The following is a 14,526-nucleotide window of genomic DNA, read 5'->3' on the forward strand; positions in this document are numbered from 1 at the left end:
CTGAAAGCGTCAGCCCTGGTTGGTTGCGATCCAGATGACGTGGCGGGCGCCGCGCTTGCCGTTGGCCCGCGTGCTGATCTCCTCGACCGCGAAGCCGGCATGTTTCAGCCGTCGGGTGAAGCCGCTGTCCGGCCCCTGCGACCAGACTGCAAGCACGCCGCCGGGCCTCAACGCGGCGCGGGCGGCCGCAAGGCCGGCGGCGCCATAGAGCGTGTCATTGCCCTTGTGGACGATGCCTTCGGGACCATTGTCGACATCGAGCAGGATCGCGTCCCAAGCGGCATTCTCCGCCCCTATCACCTGGCCGACATCGGCCTCGCGAATGGTGACGCGGGGATCATCGAAGCAGCCACCGAAGATTTCCGCCATGGGGCCGCGCGCCCAGGCGACGACCGCGGGGACGAGCTCGGCAACGGTGACGGCAGCATCGCCATTGAGCGCGGCGAGGGCGGCGCGCAAGGTGAAGCCCATGCCGAGCCCGCCGATAAGGATGCTTGGCCGCTCGCGTCCGGCGATACGCTGACAGGAAAGCCTGGCCAGCGCTTCCTCGGAACCGCTGAGGCGGCTGTTCATCAGCTCGTTGGTGCCGAGCATGATCGAGAATTCAGCGCCGCGCCGCTTCAGGCGCAGCTCCTGGCCGCCATCGGGCGTGCGGGCGGAGTCAAGCTGAACCCAGGGGATCACGGCCCGATTCCACTTGCTGGGATCATGCTCCGACCGCGACCGCCGGCTGGCTCCAGCGCGCGGCGAGCAGCCGGTAGGGGATCAGCGCCACCACGGCGATGATCAGCTTGACCGAAAGGTCGCCAAGCGCCCAGGAGACCCAGCGCATCGTCTCGACCGGCAGCACGCCCATCAGCGGCGCGGTCTCCAGCGCGAAGCCGTCGTTGGGGCCGGCAAAAGCGAAGGCGGCGGAGAAGGCGACGCCGAAGAAGACGACGGTGTCGAAGATGGAGCCGACCAGCGTGCCGACGATCGGCGCGCGCCACCAGCTCTGCCGGCGCAGCCGGTTGAAGACGGTAACGTCCAGCAATTGCGCGGCGAGGAAGGCAGCGCCGGAAGCGCCGGCGATGCGCACCAGCCGGTCGGCGGCGGTCTCGAACTCGATCAGCCCATGACGGAACAGGAAGGGCGGAATCAGGATCGAACAGGTCACCGCGGTCATGAAGCCGACGAACACCACCTTGCGCGCCACGGCCGGGCCATAGCGGCGGTTGGCGAGGTCGGTGACCAGGAAGGAGAAAGGATAGGTGAAGGCGCCCCAAGTCAGCAGGTCCGCCAGCGACAGGCCGCCGACTTGGCCCTGCATCGGGAACTGCACGAGGATGTTCGACGCCACGACGACAAACGCCATGGCGGCCACGAAGGGCAAATATCGCGTCAGGAAATACATTTTTTTATCCTGGGTAATGGAACCAGCCGAGCGTCATGCCGACGCTCGCTCCTGTTTCGAGCACCGGTTTGGCCGGGCTCGGGGCGGTCGTCCCCCGCCTGAAAGCTGCTGGTTTAAGCGGCCGACTGCTCGGCCAGCTTCTTGGCGATCTGCTTCTTGAGCAGACGGGCGCGCTGCGACAATTCCTTGACGTCGGCCTTGGCCAGGAAAGCGTCGAGACCGCCGCGGTGCTCGACCGAACGCAGCGCGTTGGCCGAAATGCGCAGGCGAACATTCTGGTTCAGCGCTTCAGAAATCAGCGTCACATTTACCAGGTTCGGCAGGAAGCGACGCTTGGTCTTGTTGTTGGCGTGGCTCACATTGTTGCCGGTCTGAACTGCCTTGGCAGTGAGTTCGCAGGTGCGGGACATCTTGTCTAACCTCAGTTCTAAGCCTGCCAAACCATTCTGCCCGCGCCGGGCGGCGCGCGGTCTCGGTCAGGCGGCCTTTGGAAAAGTTGGCGTTCCATAGTGGCATTTCACCACTGCGTCAAGCTCCGGCACGCGCCCCGCTGTCAGGCACGCTCCATATAAAGGCCGGATTTCACAGTATAAGCCCATCGCGAAGGGATCTGCCAGGCTGGAGCCGCTGCGTTCCGGCCGAACCGCCAGGGATCAGCCAGCCGCCATGCTCCGTCCTTCTCATGCATTCGCCGCCCTGCTTGCCGTTGCCGTGCCGGCAACGAGCTTCGCCGCCGCGCCGCCGCAGTCGTTCAAGGGCGAGTATACGGTGTCGTTTCTCGGCCTTTCGATCGCCAGGGCGACTTTCTCCAGCCGCTACCAAGGCGACACCTATGCCATTGACGGCACCGTCTCGGCCGCCGGCCTCGGCAAGTTGTTCGACGACACCAAGGGCACGATTTCCTCGAAAGGCACGATTTCCGGCAAGCAGATGCAGCCGCATGCATTCCGGGCCGACTACACGTCGGGCAAGAAGGCCTCGATGGTCGATATCCGCTTCAACAACGGCGCCGTCACCTCCACGCAAGTCGTTCCCGCGCCAAAGAAGCGCGATCCGAAGAGCTGGGTGCCGCTGGGCGATAGCGACCTGAAATCGGTGCTCGATCCGATGGCCGCGACCGTCATCCATGCCGACAGCCTGAACAAGGTCTGCGGACGCACGGTCAAGTTCTACGATGGCGAGATGCGCGCCGACCTGACCTTGACCTATGCCTCTAAGGGGTCGATCTCGGTGCCGGGTTACAAGGGCGACACGGTGACCTGCAAAATGGGCTTCGAGCCGGTGGCGGGCTATCGCAAGGGCCGCAAGGCATTGAATTTCCTGAAGAACAAGAGCCGCATGCTGGTGACGTTTGCACCGCTCGGCCAATCCGGCATATATGCGCCGATCCGCGCCACGGTCGGGACCCAGATTGGTCCGCTGACCATCAGCGCGAGACGGTTCGAAGCGGTAAATTAGGACAGGCGCCATCGCGCGCCGGCGGGGGAAATATGGGGCGCGCAACACTGATCGGGTTTTCCGCGGTCGCCATGTGGGCGCTGCTGGCGCTACTCACCAACGCTTCCGGACCGGTGCCACCCTTCCTGTTGTCGGCCATCACCTTCGCCATCGGCACCTGCGTCGGGCTCGTGGCGCGGCTGGTGATGCCGGCTTCCGACCGGGGCCGGAAGATCCCTCGCCAAGTCTGGGTGATCGGCATTGCCGGGCTGTTCGGTTATCATTTCTTCTACTTCACGGCGCTGCGCAATGCGCCGGCGGTCGAGGCGAGCCTGATCGCCTATCTGTGGCCGCTGCTGATCGTGCTCGGCTCGGCACTGATGCCGGGCGAGCGGCTGGCCTGGAACCATGTCGTCGGCGCGCTGCTCGGCCTTGCCGGCACCTTCCTGATCGTCACCAAGGGCGGCGGGCTGGCCTTCGACGCGCGCTACGCGTTCGGCTATGCGATGGCGGCCGTCTGCGCGCTGTTGTGGTCGTCCTATTCGCTCTTGTCGCGGCGCTTTCCGGCGGTGCCGACCTCGATCGTCACCTGGTTCTGCGCGGCGACGTCGGCACTGTCGCTTGCCTGCCATCTGCTGCTTGAGAAGACGGTGCTGCCGGACAGCCTCGGACAATGGCTGGCCGTCATCGGGCTCGGCCTGATGCCGGTGGGCGCGGCCTTCTATGCCTGGGATATCGGCGTCAAGCGCGGCAACATCCAGGTGCTGGGCGCCGCGAGCTACGCCGCGCCGCTTCTGTCGACGCTGGTGCTGATCGCCGCCGGCGTCGCCGAGCCGTCGCTGCGCATCCTCGCGGCTTGCGTGCTCATCACCGGCGGCGCGGCTCTTGCGGCGAAGTCGCTGCTGATGCGCAAGCCGGCGGCCAAGGAGGTCAACGCATGATGCCGTTTTCCGGCGGCATCGAGGCCAACGCCAACGCGACGCTTTTGTTCTCGGTCGTCGCGGCCGCGATCTACGCCTTTGCGCTCGACATGCCGCCGAAGTGGACGCGCACGGCGGCAAAGACGCTTGCCGTGGCTTTGCTGGCCGTGCTTGCCGCCATGCAGGGCGGTCCGCTGCTGCTGGTCGCGGCGCTGGCACTCAGCGCCGTCGGCGACGCCTTTCTGTCACGCGACGGCGAAAAGGCCTTTCTCGGCGGGCTGGCGAGCTTTCTCGCCGGTCATATCGCCTATATCGCGCTGTTTTCGCAGGCAGGCGGCGGGCTCGGCCTGTTGAGCGCCGAATCCTGGCGCGGCGCGATCGCCTTGGCCATGGCCGCATTCAGCACCGTCATGCTTGCCGCGCTCTGGCGCCGCGTCGGCCCGCAACTGCGCGCGCCGGTCGCCGTCTATGTCGCGGCGATCCTCGCCATGGGCATTTCGGCGCTCACGACCAATGTTCCCTGGGTAATCGCCGGCGCGGTGCTGTTCATCGCCTCGGACGGGCTGCTGGCAACCGAGCGCTTCCTGCTCGCGGCGATCTCGCCGCAGCTCGTGTGGATGCGCCACGCGGTCTGGGTGCTTTACTATGCCGCCCAGCTGGCGATCACCTTGGGACTTCTACTCGCCTAGCTAGTGCGTTTCACCGTTTACGGAAACGACGAAACGCCCTATCTCTTTGTTTTTTACGCAATTCCGGACGGAAAACCGCTCACACTTTTCCTGGAATTGCTCTAGCCGGCTGCCAGCCCGGCTCGGCCAGCTCGAAAGCGGCGAAATCGAAACCGGGCGCCACGGTGCAGCCGACCAGCGTCCATTCGCCGAGGCTGCGCGCCGACTGCCACCAGCCGGCCGGCACGACGATCTGCGGCCGCTCGCCGGCGGTAAGGGCCGTGCCAAGCACCTGCTCGATGACGGCGCCTGCCCCTTCCTCATGCATCGACAGCGCCAGTGGCGCTCCGGCATAAAAATGCCAGACCTCGGCCGCGTCCTTCACCCGGTGCCAGGCCGAAAGCTGGCCGTGCTCGAGCAGGAAGTAGATCGCGGTCGAATGACCGCGCGGGCCGCCCGCGGCGTCGCGAAAGGTCTCGGCGTACCAGCCGCCCTCGGGATGCGGCTTGAGGCCTAGCGTTGCGATGATCTCGGCGGCGCTGGTCATTGGCGGCCTTTGCTGCGACGAACGTCGAGCCCTTTGGTCGACATGCGGTGGAACTAAAAATTGTCTTTGCGCTTGCGGATCTCGGCAAACACCTCGGCGTCCGAGGCTTTCTCCATGCCGAGATGCTTGCGGATCGCCGGGTCGTGCCAACGCAGGAACGGGTTGGTCGACAGTTCCTCTCCGATGGTCGTCGGCAATGTCGGCTTGTCGTCGGCGCGCAGCGCTTCGATCCTCGCCGCGCGCTGCTTCAGCGCCGAGTTGGTCGGGTCGACCGTCACCGCGAAACGGGCATTGGCCAAGGTGTATTCGTGGCCGCAATAGATGGCGGTTTGCGCCGGCAGCGCCGCCAGCTTCTTCAAAGAGTCATACATGACCGGCGGCTTGCATTCGAACAGGCGGCCGCAACCCAGCGCAAACAGCGTATCGGCGGTGAAGGCCACTTTCGAGGCCGGCAGATAGTAGGAGACGTGGCCCGCGGTATGGCCGGGCGTCTCGATGACCTCGATTCGTTCCTCGCCAAGGAGCACGACCGAGCCTTGGCTGACCGTCTCGTCGATGCCGGGGATCTTCGCCTTCTCCGCTTCCGGGCCGACGATGCGCAATTTGAAGCGTTCCTTCAGCGCCAGATTGGCTTCGACATGATCAGCATGATGGTGCGTGGTGAGGATCAATGTCGGCGTCCAGCCGGTGCGCTTGACCGCCGCCAGGATCGGCGCTTCTTCCGGCGCGTCGATGATCGCCGTCTGTCCGCTTTTCGGATCGTGGACCAGCACGCCGAAATTGTCGGTGCGGCACATGAACTGCTCGATTTCGACCGGCATCGCATGTCTCCCTTTGTCGTCGCAGACATAGGGCGGCCGGCCGCCGATGTCATCCGGGTTTGTTGAACTCGGCACCTTTGTTGAACTTTCCGCCTTTGTTGAACTTGGGCCCCTTCGCAGCTACCGTCGCGCGCATGCATTCGGATATCGTCGACCTGCGTTCCTTCTATTCGACCACGCTCGGGCGCCTGGCCGAGCATTCGATCACCATGGCGCTGTCGTCCGTATGGGCGACCGTTCCCAATGAGCGGCTGGTCGGCCTCGGATATGCGCTGCCATGGCTGGAACGCTTCGGCACCGATGCCGAGCGCGTCTTCGCCTTCATGCCGGCGACGCAAGGCGCGGTGGTGTGGCCGGTGTCGGGGCCGACGGCGACGGCGCTGGTCTTCGACGAGGAGCTGCCGCTGGTCGATTCCTGCATCGACCGCGTGCTTTTGGTGCATTCGCTCGAACATGCCGAAAACCCGCGCGAGACGTTGAACGAGATCTGGCGCGTGCTGTCGCCGGCCGGGCGCGTGGTCATCGTTGTGCCGAACCGGCGCGGCGTCTGGGCGCGATTCGAGCACACGCCCTTCGGCAACGGCCGGCCGTTCTCGCGTGGCCAGTTGACCGAGCTGCTGCGCGAGGCGAATTTCACCCCGGCGACATGGAGCGATGCGCTGTTCTTCCCGCCGTCGCCGCGGCGTTTCATGATGCGCTTCCACAATGTGCTGGAGAAGGCCGGCCGGCGGTTCTGGCCGATCTTTTCCGGCGTCATCGTCGTCGAGGCGCAGAAGCGGCTCTACCAGGGCGTGCCGGTCGCGCAGCGTGCCTCTCGCCGCGTCTTCGTGCCGGTCTTCTCGCCGCAGGGGGCAACGCGGCTTGGCCGGCGTGCGGCTGACGCCGCGCCTGGCCAAGTGACGCGTTCGTGATCGCCGCGCCTTGCATCGCGCGGCAATCGTCACCCTATCTGAGGCATGCCCGAGCTAAGGCATGCTCGCTCGGCGCGGTATTCATGACCGAAGCGGAAACCAGGAATATCCTTCATGGACGACCAGACCAATAAAAAGCCGGGGCCGCAGAAACCCGTTGTCTCGGTGGAGGCGAGCAGCCTCGCCGACCAGGTGGCGACGATCAAGCTGGGGCTGAAATCCTCGCCGGTGCGCAGGCAACTTGCCTGGGTCTCCATCGGTATCGTCGCGGTCATCGTCGCAACCTCGGTCGGACAGGTCCTGCTCAATCGCTGGAACCAGCCTTTCTACGATGCGCTGGCCCGACGCGACATGACAGCCTTCCTGCACCAGCTTCTGGTCTTTGCGATGATCGCCGGCGGGCTGCTGGTTCTCAATATCGGCCAGACCTGGCTCAACCAGATGATCCGTCTGAGGCTGCGCGAGGCGCTGACGCTCGACCTGATCGATCAATGGATGCGCCCGGCGCGGGCCTTCCGGCTTGCCAATGCCGGCGCCATCGGCGTCAATCCCGACCAGCGCATGCAGCAGGATGCCGCTCATTTGTCGGATCTGTCGACGGATCTGGGCGTCGGCCTGCTGCAGTCGTTCATTCTGCTTGTCTCCTTCATCGGCGTGCTGTGGGAGCTGTCTTCCGGCTTCGTGTTCCATGTCGGCGGCCATTCGCTGGAGATACCGGGCTACATGGTCTGGGCCGCGTTCCTCTATGCCGGCATCGCCTCGTGGCTGAGCTGGCTGGTCGGGCGTCCGCTGATCGGCCTCAACAGCGAGCGCTACACCCGCGAGGCGGAGCTGCGCTCCTCCATGGTGCGGGTCAACGAGAATGTCGATGCGATCGCGCTCTATCATGGCGAACCAGACGCCAGGCGCCGGCTCGAGCTCGATCTCGGCACGGTGCTGGACGCCATGCGGCGCATCTTCGCCGCCCAGATCAACCTGGCCTGGGTGACCGACACCTATGGCTGGATAACGGTGGTGGCGCCCATCCTGGTGGCTTCGCCGGTCTATTTCTCGGGCGACATCTCATTCGGCGGGTTGATGATGGCGGTCGGCGCCTTCAACCAGGTTCATTCTTCCCTGCGCTGGTTCATCAACAACATCGGCAGCATAGCCGACTGGCGCGCGACTCTGATGCGCGTGGCCGATTTCCGCATCGCGCTCACCGAAACCGACGCGCTGCATGATACGGAAAAACACATCCAGTTCGGCGAAAACGCCAATGGCAGCCTGACCTTCGACACGCTTCAGGTGGCTTCGCCGGAAGGCTGCACCAAGCTTGCCCAGACGGATGTCGAAATCCACGCCGGCGAGCGCGTCATGATCACCGGTGAGCCGGGCGCCGGCAAGACATTGTTCTTCCGCGCCCTTGCCGGCCTGTGGCCGTGGGGGAGCGGCCGGATCGGCCTGCCGGCCGGCGAGACCCCCATCTTCGTGCCGCGCGTGCCCTATTTCCCGACCGGCACGCTGCGCGAGGTGCTCGATCATCCGAACGGCGAGGCCCCGGCCAGCGATGCCGAGATCGCGGCGGTGCTTTGCGAGGTCGGCCTCGATCCACTGGCAACCACCCTTGATCGTCCCAGGCGATGGGAACGCGAACTCGGCGATGACGAACAACGGGCGCTGGCTTTCGCCAGGCTCGCCTTGCGCAAGCCGAAATGGGTGATCATCGACGAAGCCCTGGATGCGTTCGACGGGCCGACGTTGCGGCGGGTGCTGGCCATGCTGCAGAAGCGCCTGCCCGAAACCGCAATCATCAATATCGGGCGGGGCCAGCACAACACCCAGTTCTTCCCGCGCGCGCTGAATATCGTGAAGGATACCGGCGCGCCGGCTTTGAAGCCGGCCCGTGTCCGCGCCGGCGCGATCGAGCCGCCACCCATCGCTGCCCGCCAGGGGAAGAAATAGCTTTATTTTCGCCGCGATCGCCGGGAAAATCCGCCGGGTCGTTCGAGGCTGCCATGCTTGCGATGCTCGGCCTGCTTGTGTGCCTTGCCTGCGCCGAGGCGGCGCCATTGCCGATGCCGGGCAAAGGCGCGCCGGTGGACGTGGAACTTGTGCTTGCCGTCGACATCTCGCAGTCGATGGACCAGCGTGAACTCGCCCTGCAGCGCGCCGGCTATGTCGAAGCGCTGCGCCATCCCGACTTCATCAATGCCGTACGCGCGGGTCCAAATGGCCGCATAGCGCTCGCCTATTTCGAATGGGCGGGCGTCGTGCGCGAGGACGGGGCCATTGCCTGGCAGATCATCGACGGCGAGGACAGCGCCAACGCCTTCGCCGACAAGATCGCCACGCGGCCGTTCCGCAGCTTCCGCGGCACCTCGATCTCGGGCGCCCTCGGCTTCGGCGCCGGGCTCCTGGAGAGAACCGGCTTTTCGGCGCCGCGCCGCGTCATCGACATATCGGGAGACGGGCCCAACAATACCGGGCTGCCCGTCACCGCAGCCCGTGACGCCGCCGTTGCCAGCGGTGTCGTCATCAACGGCCTGCCTATACTGATCAGTCCGTCGCCGAGTGTCGGCCGTCTCGACCGCTACTACGCCGACTGCGTGACCGGAGGAGCCGGTTCGTTCGTGCTGCCGATCTACGCGGCGTCCGAATTCTCCACCGCCGTCCGCCGCAAGCTGGTCCAGGAAGTCAGCGGCCTGACAGGCGCCAGCTCCTTCCACGTCGAGGATGCGATGCCGGTCGATTGCCTGCTGGGCGAGCGCCTGCGGCAGCGGTTTTCCGATCCTTATTTCCCGGAACTCGACAGATAGCCGTCGTGGGGTTCTCAGACCGCCCGGGCGCCGTATTTGGCGCGGAACTCATCATAGCAGTCGCGCCGCCAGCGGCGGCCGACGACATAGCCGCGCAAGAGTTCGGCGGGCGAGTAGCCGAGCGACTTGGACGCCCGGTTGGCATGATAGCCCGAAAACGCCTGCGGCAACCTGCCCTTGAGGATATCGGCGATGATCTGGCGCGCTATCATGTAAGGCGGAACGTCGGGATAGCGGTCGGCGATATAAGGATGCTTGTCGATCAGACTGGCATAGGCCTCGACATAGCCATCGCGGCGGCCTGAGATCGAATTCTCCGAATTGTACTTCTTCCAGTCGATGTCCTCGGACAGCAAGGCGCCGCCGCGTTGGGCAAAGCGCAGCAGCAATTCGCGATCCTGCATGCGCGTGATGTCGCTGTCATAGCCGCCGATCGCGAGCAGCGACTCGCGCCTTGCGGTGATCGCCGAGCCGGCAATGAAGATGGTCTGCGAGACCAGGGCGCGCTGCAGCGTGCTCTTGTCGAGGAAGGCATCGCGATTGATGCATTTGGTGCTGCGGCCGCCCTTCAGCGATACGAACGAGCTGATGAGGACTTCGAGCGAGGAGTTCTGGTCGAAGCGCGCCAGCGTCCGTTCCAGCCGGTCGGGCAGGTAGACATCGTCCGAATCGAGAAACGTCACGACCGGCGCCCGCGCGCGCTCGATGCCCGCATTGCGCGCGGCATTTGCGCCGCGCCATTTGGCGCCGACATAAATCAGCCTCGGGTCGCGGATTTCGGCGAGCGCAGCGGCCGTCCCGTCGGTCGAACCGTCGTCGACCACAATGTGCTCGAAGCGGGTAAGTGTCTGCGCCAGAACGCTTTCCACCGCGCGCACGACCTGGCTGCGACGGTTATGGGTTGGCGTGATCACTGAGATCAGCGGAACGTCCTGGCTCGACATCGGGCTGCCACCACCGGTCGGATCTAGCGTTTGTCGGATGGGTCCGATGGCTATCTTCGTGTCCCACCTCTGATTTGCGGCCGACGCTACAAAAAACCCCCCATTGTGTCACGCCAGGCCGGCCGAGAAATGCCGAAATTAGGGGTTTTTCCGCAACATTGCGGTCTGATGGCAACACAACTGGCCTTCCTGTTGATTAGGCGGCCCGCCAACAGGAACCAACGGACGGTTTTGCCCTTGGCCCGGGCACCTGATCGTCATCGAATTCCCCGGCAGGCAGCATATGCGGGACTGGTACAATTCACCGGCCTATCAGGCGATCCTTTCGCCGCGCACCGAGAACTCGCAGTCCGACGTGATCTTCGTCGACGGCGTCGAGCATCCGCACAAGGCTACGGATGTGCTTGCTAGCGGGAAAAGATTGACGTTAGCTGTGCCCGATATAGTCCGGCACCATTTCGACCTCGTCGCGTCAGATGAGTTATCTTATCGGCAAGTTGTGCGAACTGACTCGCAAAGAGCTTGATTGCATAGACGCCGGTAGAGGACCGCCCCTGTCAGCGCACGCAGTAGCTGGGCGCGGGGATCTCGCGGATAATCCGGCAGCTCCAGCAGACGTCGCCGCCGAACCATTCCAGCGGATGGCCCAGCCCGGCGGAAGCCATCAAACCTACAAGATGATTGCTACCGCTGCGCGGCGATGTGCAGACGAGAATTCCCGCCCGTATTTCGGAAAGAATATTCGGGGGGATTTCCACCACTGCCGGCGATCGACGAAAGAAACGAATTTCCGTCATCGCCTCAGCAAAAACACCGCCTGCTGACCAAAAAAATTCCAGAACCACCAGGGCATCGACAGGCCGATCTTCTGGCCGTTGGCGTCGAGCGCGGTTGCCTTCTCGACGGTCGCGCCGAGTTCCTCGCACAGATTGACGAAGTCGCGGATGGTGCAGAAATGGATGTTGGGCGTGTCGTACCAGGAGTAGGGCAGGTCCTTGGTGACCGGCATCCTGCCCTTGACCAACAGCGAGAAGCGCACGCGCCAGTGACCGAAATTGGGGAAGGAGACGATGGCGCGGTTGCCGATACGAAGCAGCTCGTCGAGCACCAGCTTCGGGTTGCGGGTCGCCTGCAGGGTCTGCGAGAGCACGACGAAGTCGAAGCCCTTGTCGGGATAGAATTCGAGGTCCTTGTCGGCATCGCCCTGAACGACGGAAAGGCCGCGCGCCACGCATTCGTTGACGCCGCGCTGCGACAGTTCCAGCCCGCGGCCGTCGACCTGCTTGGTCTCCTGCAGGAGTTCCAGAAGCAGTCCATCGCCCGAGCCGACATCGAGGACGCGCGAATTGGCCGGAATGAGATCGGTGACGACCTCGAGGTCGACACGCTGGGCGCGATTGACGCTCACTGCTTCGCCTCCTGCATGGCGCATGATCCCGGTCCGAAAAGTCCGCGACTTTTTGCGTTCGCTGACCTTCGGTTCGGGGTCATAGGCTGAGCCCCCTGGCGCGGGCGGCGGAGGCGATGAAGCCGTTGATGGCCGCGAACAGCTCCGGCTCATCGAGCAGGAAGGCGTCGTGGCCGCGATCGGTCTCGATCTCGACGAAGGATACGGAAGCGCCCGCCGCGTTCAAGGCATGCACGATCGATCGGCTCTCCTCGGTCGGGAACAGCCAGTCGCTGGTGAAGGAGACCAGGCAAAAACGCGTCTTGGTGCCGGCGAAGGCGTCGGCGAGGCGCCCACCGTGATCGGCGGCAAGGTCGAAATAGTCCATCGCGCGGGTCAGATAGAGGTAGGAATTGGCGTCGAAGCGGTCGACGAAAGTCATGCCCTGATGGCGCAGATAGCTCTCGATCTGGAAATCGGCGTCGAAGCCGAAGGTCAGCGCCTCGCGGTCCTGCAAATTGCGGCCGAACTTGCGGTGAAGCGCGGCTTCCGAAAGGTAGGTGATGTGAGCGGCCATGCGCGCGACGGCGAGCCCTTTTTCCGGCCGCTTGCCGAAATCGAGATATTTGCCGCCATGCCAGTCGGGATCGGCCATGACAGCCTGTCGGCCGACTTCATGGAAGGCGATGTTCTGCGAGGAATGACGGGCGCCGGTGGCGATGGGCAGGACGCAGAACACGCGCTCCGAATGGCTCGCCGCCCATTCCAGCACCTGCATGCCGCCCATCGAGCCGCCAAGCACGCAAAACAGCTTCTCGATGCCGAAATGGTCGATGAGCATCGCCTGCGCGCGCACCATGTCGCGTATGGTGATGATCGGCAGGTCGAGCCCGTAGGGCTTGCCGGTCGCCGGGTTGGTCGAGGCCGGGCCGGTCGAGCCGAGGCAGCCGCCGACGACGTTGGAGCAGATGACGAAGAAACGGTTGGTGTCGATGATCCTGCCGGGCCCGATCAGCACTTCCCACCAGCCCGGCTTGCCGGTCACCGGATTGGTGTTGGCGACGTGCTGGTCGCCGGTCAGCGCATGGCAGACGAGGATGGCATTGGAGCGCGCGTCGTTGAGCGTGCCATAGGTCTGGTAGGCAATCTGGAAGGGCGAGAGCAGCGTTCCGGCGTCGAGCTTCAGCGGCTTGTCCGGGCCGAACCGCAGCACCGGGCTCGACGGATGGTCGGCCTCGTCGTTGGTTCTTGCAGCACGCTGAGCGGCCATGTCCGTCCTCATCCTGTCCCGCATCGGTTTCGTCCCGACGCGGTGTCCGGCCGGCAGCGGACAATAAAAAACCGGCATTGCCGTCGCAAAGCCGGTTACAGGGTTGCAAACGGCCCTTTAGCGAATTGTTTAACGTGGCTGCAAGCCGACCGGCCAAATCACCACGGGAGTCTGGCAATCCTTCTAGGACCAGCGCCGCGCTTCGTCAACGGGTGGCCTCCTCGCGACCGGATACGGGTGCCAGCCGGCGGCACTCGACATTCCAGCCCGTGGCCTGTATTTCCGCTGCGGCCTTGAAGGCCTTCTCGACGGATTTGTGACATGAAGCAGGATCAGCCCCGTCCGACGCCCCGCGCGGGCATCATGGACATCGAGGCCTATGTACCGGGAAAAAGCACCGCGCCGGCCGGCGTGGCGAAAGTCTACAAGCTGTCGGCGAACGAAAATCCGCTCGGGCCCTCGCCGAAAGCGATCGAGGCCGCGCGCGAAGTGGCGGCGAAGCTCGATGTCTATCCGGACGGCTCTGCCCGCCGGCTGCGCGAGGCGATCGCCGAGGTGCATGGCCTCAACCCGGCCAACATCATCTGCTCCAACGGCTCCGACGAGATCCTGGGGCTCCTGGCGCAGAGCTATCTCGCGCCGGGCGACGAGGCCGTGTTCACCGAGCACGCCTTCATGGTCTACAAAATCTATATCCAGGCGGCTGGCGGCAACCCGGTGGCGGTGAAGGAGACCGAGGAGCGCGCCGACATCGACGCGATTTTGGCCGCGGTGACGCCGGCGACGCGGATCGTGTTCCTCGCCAACCCCAACAATCCGACCGGCACCTACGTGCCGTTCCAGGAAGTGCGCCGGCTGCACGCTACATTGCCGAAGAACGTGCTCCTGGTGCTCGACGCGGCCTATGCCGAATATGTGCGGCGCAACGACTACGAGGCCGGCATCGAGCTGGTGAGCAGCTCCGAGAACGTGGTGATGACCCGCACCTTCTCCAAGCTCGGCCTCGGCGGCGCGCGTGTCGGCTGGATGTACGGGCCGGCGCATATCGTCGATGCGATCAACCGCGTTCGCGGCCCTTTCAACGTCAACGCTACGGCGATCGAGGCCGGCATCGCCGCGATCCGCGACCGCGCCCATATCGAGCGCAGCGTGGCGCATAACGAGAAATGGCTGGCCTGGCTCAGCGCCGAGCTGACCGGGCTCGGCCTGCGCGTCACGCCGAGCGTCGGCAATTTCGTGCTGATCCATTTCCCCGACGGCGAGAAACATTCGGCGGCGGCCGCGGACGACTATCTGAGCGCCCGCGGCTACATCCTGCGCCGCGTCACCGGCTACGGCTTCCCCAATGCGCTGCGCATGAGCGTCGGCACCGAGGAAGCCAATCGCGGCGTCATCGATGCGCTTAAGACCTTCCTGAAAAGCTAGAACAC

General features: G+C 64.6%; 16 protein-coding genes, 1 pseudogene and 1 riboswitch. Of the genes and pseudogenes, 8 read left to right on the forward strand and 9 right to left on the reverse strand.

Annotation, left to right across the window (positions count from 1 at the left end; all coding sequences use genetic code 11):
• Window positions 1–9: 9 nt before the first annotated feature.
• The 3 genes from FJ423_RS26155 to rpmB form a co-directional block, all read right to left on the reverse strand.
• Window positions 10–684, reverse strand: coding sequence for a hypothetical protein (locus FJ423_RS26155; RefSeq protein WP_140845867.1), 675 nt, complete (start codon window positions 682–684; stop codon window positions 10–12).
• A gap of 22 nt (window positions 685–706) precedes the next feature.
• Window positions 707–1,393: a queuosine precursor transporter gene (locus FJ423_RS26160; protein WP_140845868.1), complete on the reverse strand. Its 687-nt coding sequence runs from the start codon at window positions 1,391–1,393 to the stop codon at window positions 707–709.
• 113 nt (window positions 1,394–1,506) lie between these two features.
• The gene (gene rpmB, locus FJ423_RS26165) at window positions 1,507–1,803 is read right to left on the reverse strand and encodes a 50S ribosomal protein L28 (RefSeq protein WP_095767449.1); all 297 of its coding nucleotides are present in this window, start codon (window positions 1,801–1,803) and stop codon (window positions 1,507–1,509) included.
• A 256-nt stretch (window positions 1,804–2,059) separates the two neighbouring features.
• On the opposite strand from rpmB, the gene FJ423_RS26170 reads away from it, so the two are divergent.
• Genes FJ423_RS26170 through FJ423_RS26180 form a run of 3 tightly spaced genes read left to right on the forward strand, consistent with a single transcriptional unit; the run spans window position 2,060 to window position 4,439 of the window.
• The gene (locus FJ423_RS26170) at window positions 2,060–2,851 is read left to right on the forward strand and encodes a DUF3108 domain-containing protein (protein WP_140845869.1); all 792 of its coding nucleotides are present in this window, start codon (window positions 2,060–2,062) and stop codon (window positions 2,849–2,851) included.
• Between the two features lie 32 nt (window positions 2,852–2,883).
• The gene (locus tag FJ423_RS26175; RefSeq protein WP_140845870.1) at window positions 2,884–3,771 is read left to right on the forward strand and encodes an EamA family transporter; all 888 of its coding nucleotides are present in this window, start codon (window positions 2,884–2,886) and stop codon (window positions 3,769–3,771) included.
• Window positions 3,768–4,439, forward strand: a complete 672-nt coding sequence (locus FJ423_RS26180) for a lysoplasmalogenase family protein (RefSeq protein ID WP_140845871.1) — start codon at window positions 3,768–3,770, stop codon at window positions 4,437–4,439. The genes FJ423_RS26175 and FJ423_RS26180 overlap by 4 nt, the downstream gene beginning before the upstream one ends.
• A gap of 79 nt (window positions 4,440–4,518) precedes the next feature.
• On the opposite strand, the gene FJ423_RS26185 is transcribed toward FJ423_RS26180, so the two are convergent.
• Together FJ423_RS26185 and gloB are read right to left on the reverse strand one after the other, a co-directional pair.
• Complete coding sequence (locus tag FJ423_RS26185; RefSeq protein ID WP_140845872.1) at window positions 4,519–4,965, reverse strand: cupin domain-containing protein; 447 nt, start codon at window positions 4,963–4,965, stop codon at window positions 4,519–4,521.
• Window positions 4,966–5,018: 53 nt separating this feature from the next.
• Window positions 5,019–5,786 (reverse strand): hydroxyacylglutathione hydrolase, encoded by a 768-nt coding sequence (gloB, locus tag FJ423_RS26190; RefSeq protein ID WP_140845873.1) that lies wholly within the window; start codon window positions 5,784–5,786, stop codon window positions 5,019–5,021.
• A 134-nt stretch (window positions 5,787–5,920) separates the two neighbouring features.
• On the opposite strand from gloB, the gene FJ423_RS26195 reads away from it, so the two are divergent.
• The 3 genes from FJ423_RS26195 to FJ423_RS26205 all read left to right on the forward strand — a co-directional run bounded on the left by FJ423_RS26195 (window position 5,921) and on the right by FJ423_RS26205 (window position 9,495).
• A complete protein-coding gene (locus FJ423_RS26195) occupies window positions 5,921–6,697 on the forward strand; it encodes a methyltransferase domain-containing protein (protein WP_095767455.1) in 777 nt (258 codons plus the stop codon).
• A 114-nt stretch (window positions 6,698–6,811) separates the two neighbouring features.
• Window positions 6,812–8,641, forward strand: coding sequence for an ABC transporter ATP-binding protein/permease (locus FJ423_RS26200; RefSeq protein ID WP_140845874.1), 1,830 nt, complete (start codon window positions 6,812–6,814; stop codon window positions 8,639–8,641).
• Between the two features lie 53 nt (window positions 8,642–8,694).
• Complete coding sequence (locus FJ423_RS26205; protein ID WP_140845875.1) at window positions 8,695–9,495, forward strand: DUF1194 domain-containing protein; 801 nt, start codon at window positions 8,695–8,697, stop codon at window positions 9,493–9,495.
• 14 nt (window positions 9,496–9,509) lie between these two features.
• On the opposite strand, the gene FJ423_RS26210 is transcribed toward FJ423_RS26205, so the two are convergent.
• Window positions 9,510–10,439, reverse strand: a complete 930-nt coding sequence (locus FJ423_RS26210; protein WP_140845876.1) for a glycosyltransferase family A protein — start codon at window positions 10,437–10,439, stop codon at window positions 9,510–9,512.
• 238 nt (window positions 10,440–10,677) lie between these two features.
• On the opposite strand from FJ423_RS26210, the pseudogene FJ423_RS34310 reads away from it, so the two are divergent.
• Window positions 10,678–10,845, forward strand: a pseudogene (locus tag FJ423_RS34310) (DUF1330 domain-containing protein); the annotation flags it as partial.
• Between the two features lie 151 nt (window positions 10,846–10,996).
• Here FJ423_RS34310 and FJ423_RS26220 read toward each other — a convergent pair.
• The 3 genes from FJ423_RS26220 to FJ423_RS26230 form a co-directional block, all read right to left on the reverse strand.
• The gene (locus tag FJ423_RS26220; RefSeq protein WP_181174905.1) at window positions 10,997–11,236 is read right to left on the reverse strand and encodes a hypothetical protein; all 240 of its coding nucleotides are present in this window, start codon (window positions 11,234–11,236) and stop codon (window positions 10,997–10,999) included.
• Complete coding sequence (metW, locus tag FJ423_RS26225; RefSeq protein WP_095767561.1) at window positions 11,233–11,847, reverse strand: methionine biosynthesis protein MetW; 615 nt, start codon at window positions 11,845–11,847, stop codon at window positions 11,233–11,235. Before metW ends, FJ423_RS26220 begins: the two co-directional genes overlap by 4 nt.
• 79 nt (window positions 11,848–11,926) lie before the next feature.
• Window positions 11,927–13,096: a homoserine O-acetyltransferase gene (locus FJ423_RS26230; RefSeq protein WP_140845878.1), complete on the reverse strand. Its 1,170-nt coding sequence runs from the start codon at window positions 13,094–13,096 to the stop codon at window positions 11,927–11,929.
• 97 nt (window positions 13,097–13,193) lie between these two features.
• Window positions 13,194–13,271: riboswitch (SAM riboswitch) on the reverse strand.
• Between the two features lie 146 nt (window positions 13,272–13,417).
• On the opposite strand from FJ423_RS26230, the gene hisC reads away from it, so the two are divergent.
• Window positions 13,418–14,521 carry a histidinol-phosphate transaminase gene (gene hisC, locus FJ423_RS26235; RefSeq protein WP_140845879.1) on the forward strand — a complete coding sequence of 368 codons (1,104 nt, stop codon included), beginning with the start codon at window positions 13,418–13,420 and terminating at the stop codon, window positions 14,519–14,521.
• Window positions 14,522–14,526 lie beyond the last annotated feature (5 nt).

It is taken from the genome of Mesorhizobium sp. B2-8-9, assembly GCF_006439475.1.
Classification (GTDB): Bacteria; Pseudomonadota; Alphaproteobacteria; order Rhizobiales; family Rhizobiaceae; genus Mesorhizobium.

Bases quoted from the DNA above. Each gene is read 5' to 3' on its own strand.
- FJ423_RS26160 (WP_140845868.1), bottom strand. From the start codon at position 1,393: ATGTATTTCCTGACGCGATATTTGCCCTTCGTGGCCGCCATGGCGTTT.
- rpmB (WP_095767449.1), bottom strand. From the start codon at position 1,803: ATGTCCCGCACCTGCGAACTCACTGCCAAGGCAGTTCAGACCGGCAAC.
- FJ423_RS26170 (WP_140845869.1), top strand. From the start codon at position 2,060: ATGCTCCGTCCTTCTCATGCATTCGCCGCCCTGCTTGCCGTTGCCGTG.
- FJ423_RS26175 (WP_140845870.1), top strand. From the start codon at position 2,884: ATGGGGCGCGCAACACTGATCGGGTTTTCCGCGGTCGCCATGTGGGCG.
- FJ423_RS26180 (WP_140845871.1), top strand. From the start codon at position 3,768: ATGATGCCGTTTTCCGGCGGCATCGAGGCCAACGCCAACGCGACGCTT.
- FJ423_RS26185 (WP_140845872.1), bottom strand. From the start codon at position 4,965: ATGACCAGCGCCGCCGAGATCATCGCAACGCTAGGCCTCAAGCCGCAT.
- gloB (WP_140845873.1), bottom strand. From the start codon at position 5,786: ATGCCGGTCGAAATCGAGCAGTTCATGTGCCGCACCGACAATTTCGGC.
- FJ423_RS26195 (WP_095767455.1), top strand. From the start codon at position 5,921: ATGCATTCGGATATCGTCGACCTGCGTTCCTTCTATTCGACCACGCTC.
- FJ423_RS26200 (WP_140845874.1), top strand. From the start codon at position 6,812: ATGGACGACCAGACCAATAAAAAGCCGGGGCCGCAGAAACCCGTTGTC.
- FJ423_RS26205 (WP_140845875.1), top strand. From the start codon at position 8,695: ATGCTTGCGATGCTCGGCCTGCTTGTGTGCCTTGCCTGCGCCGAGGCG.
- FJ423_RS26210 (WP_140845876.1), bottom strand. From the start codon at position 10,439: ATGTCGAGCCAGGACGTTCCGCTGATCTCAGTGATCACGCCAACCCAT.
- FJ423_RS26220 (WP_181174905.1), bottom strand. From the start codon at position 11,236: ATGACGGAAATTCGTTTCTTTCGTCGATCGCCGGCAGTGGTGGAAATC.
- FJ423_RS26230 (WP_140845878.1), bottom strand. From the start codon at position 13,096: ATGGCCGCTCAGCGTGCTGCAAGAACCAACGACGAGGCCGACCATCCG.
- hisC (WP_140845879.1), top strand. From the start codon at position 13,418: ATGAAGCAGGATCAGCCCCGTCCGACGCCCCGCGCGGGCATCATGGAC.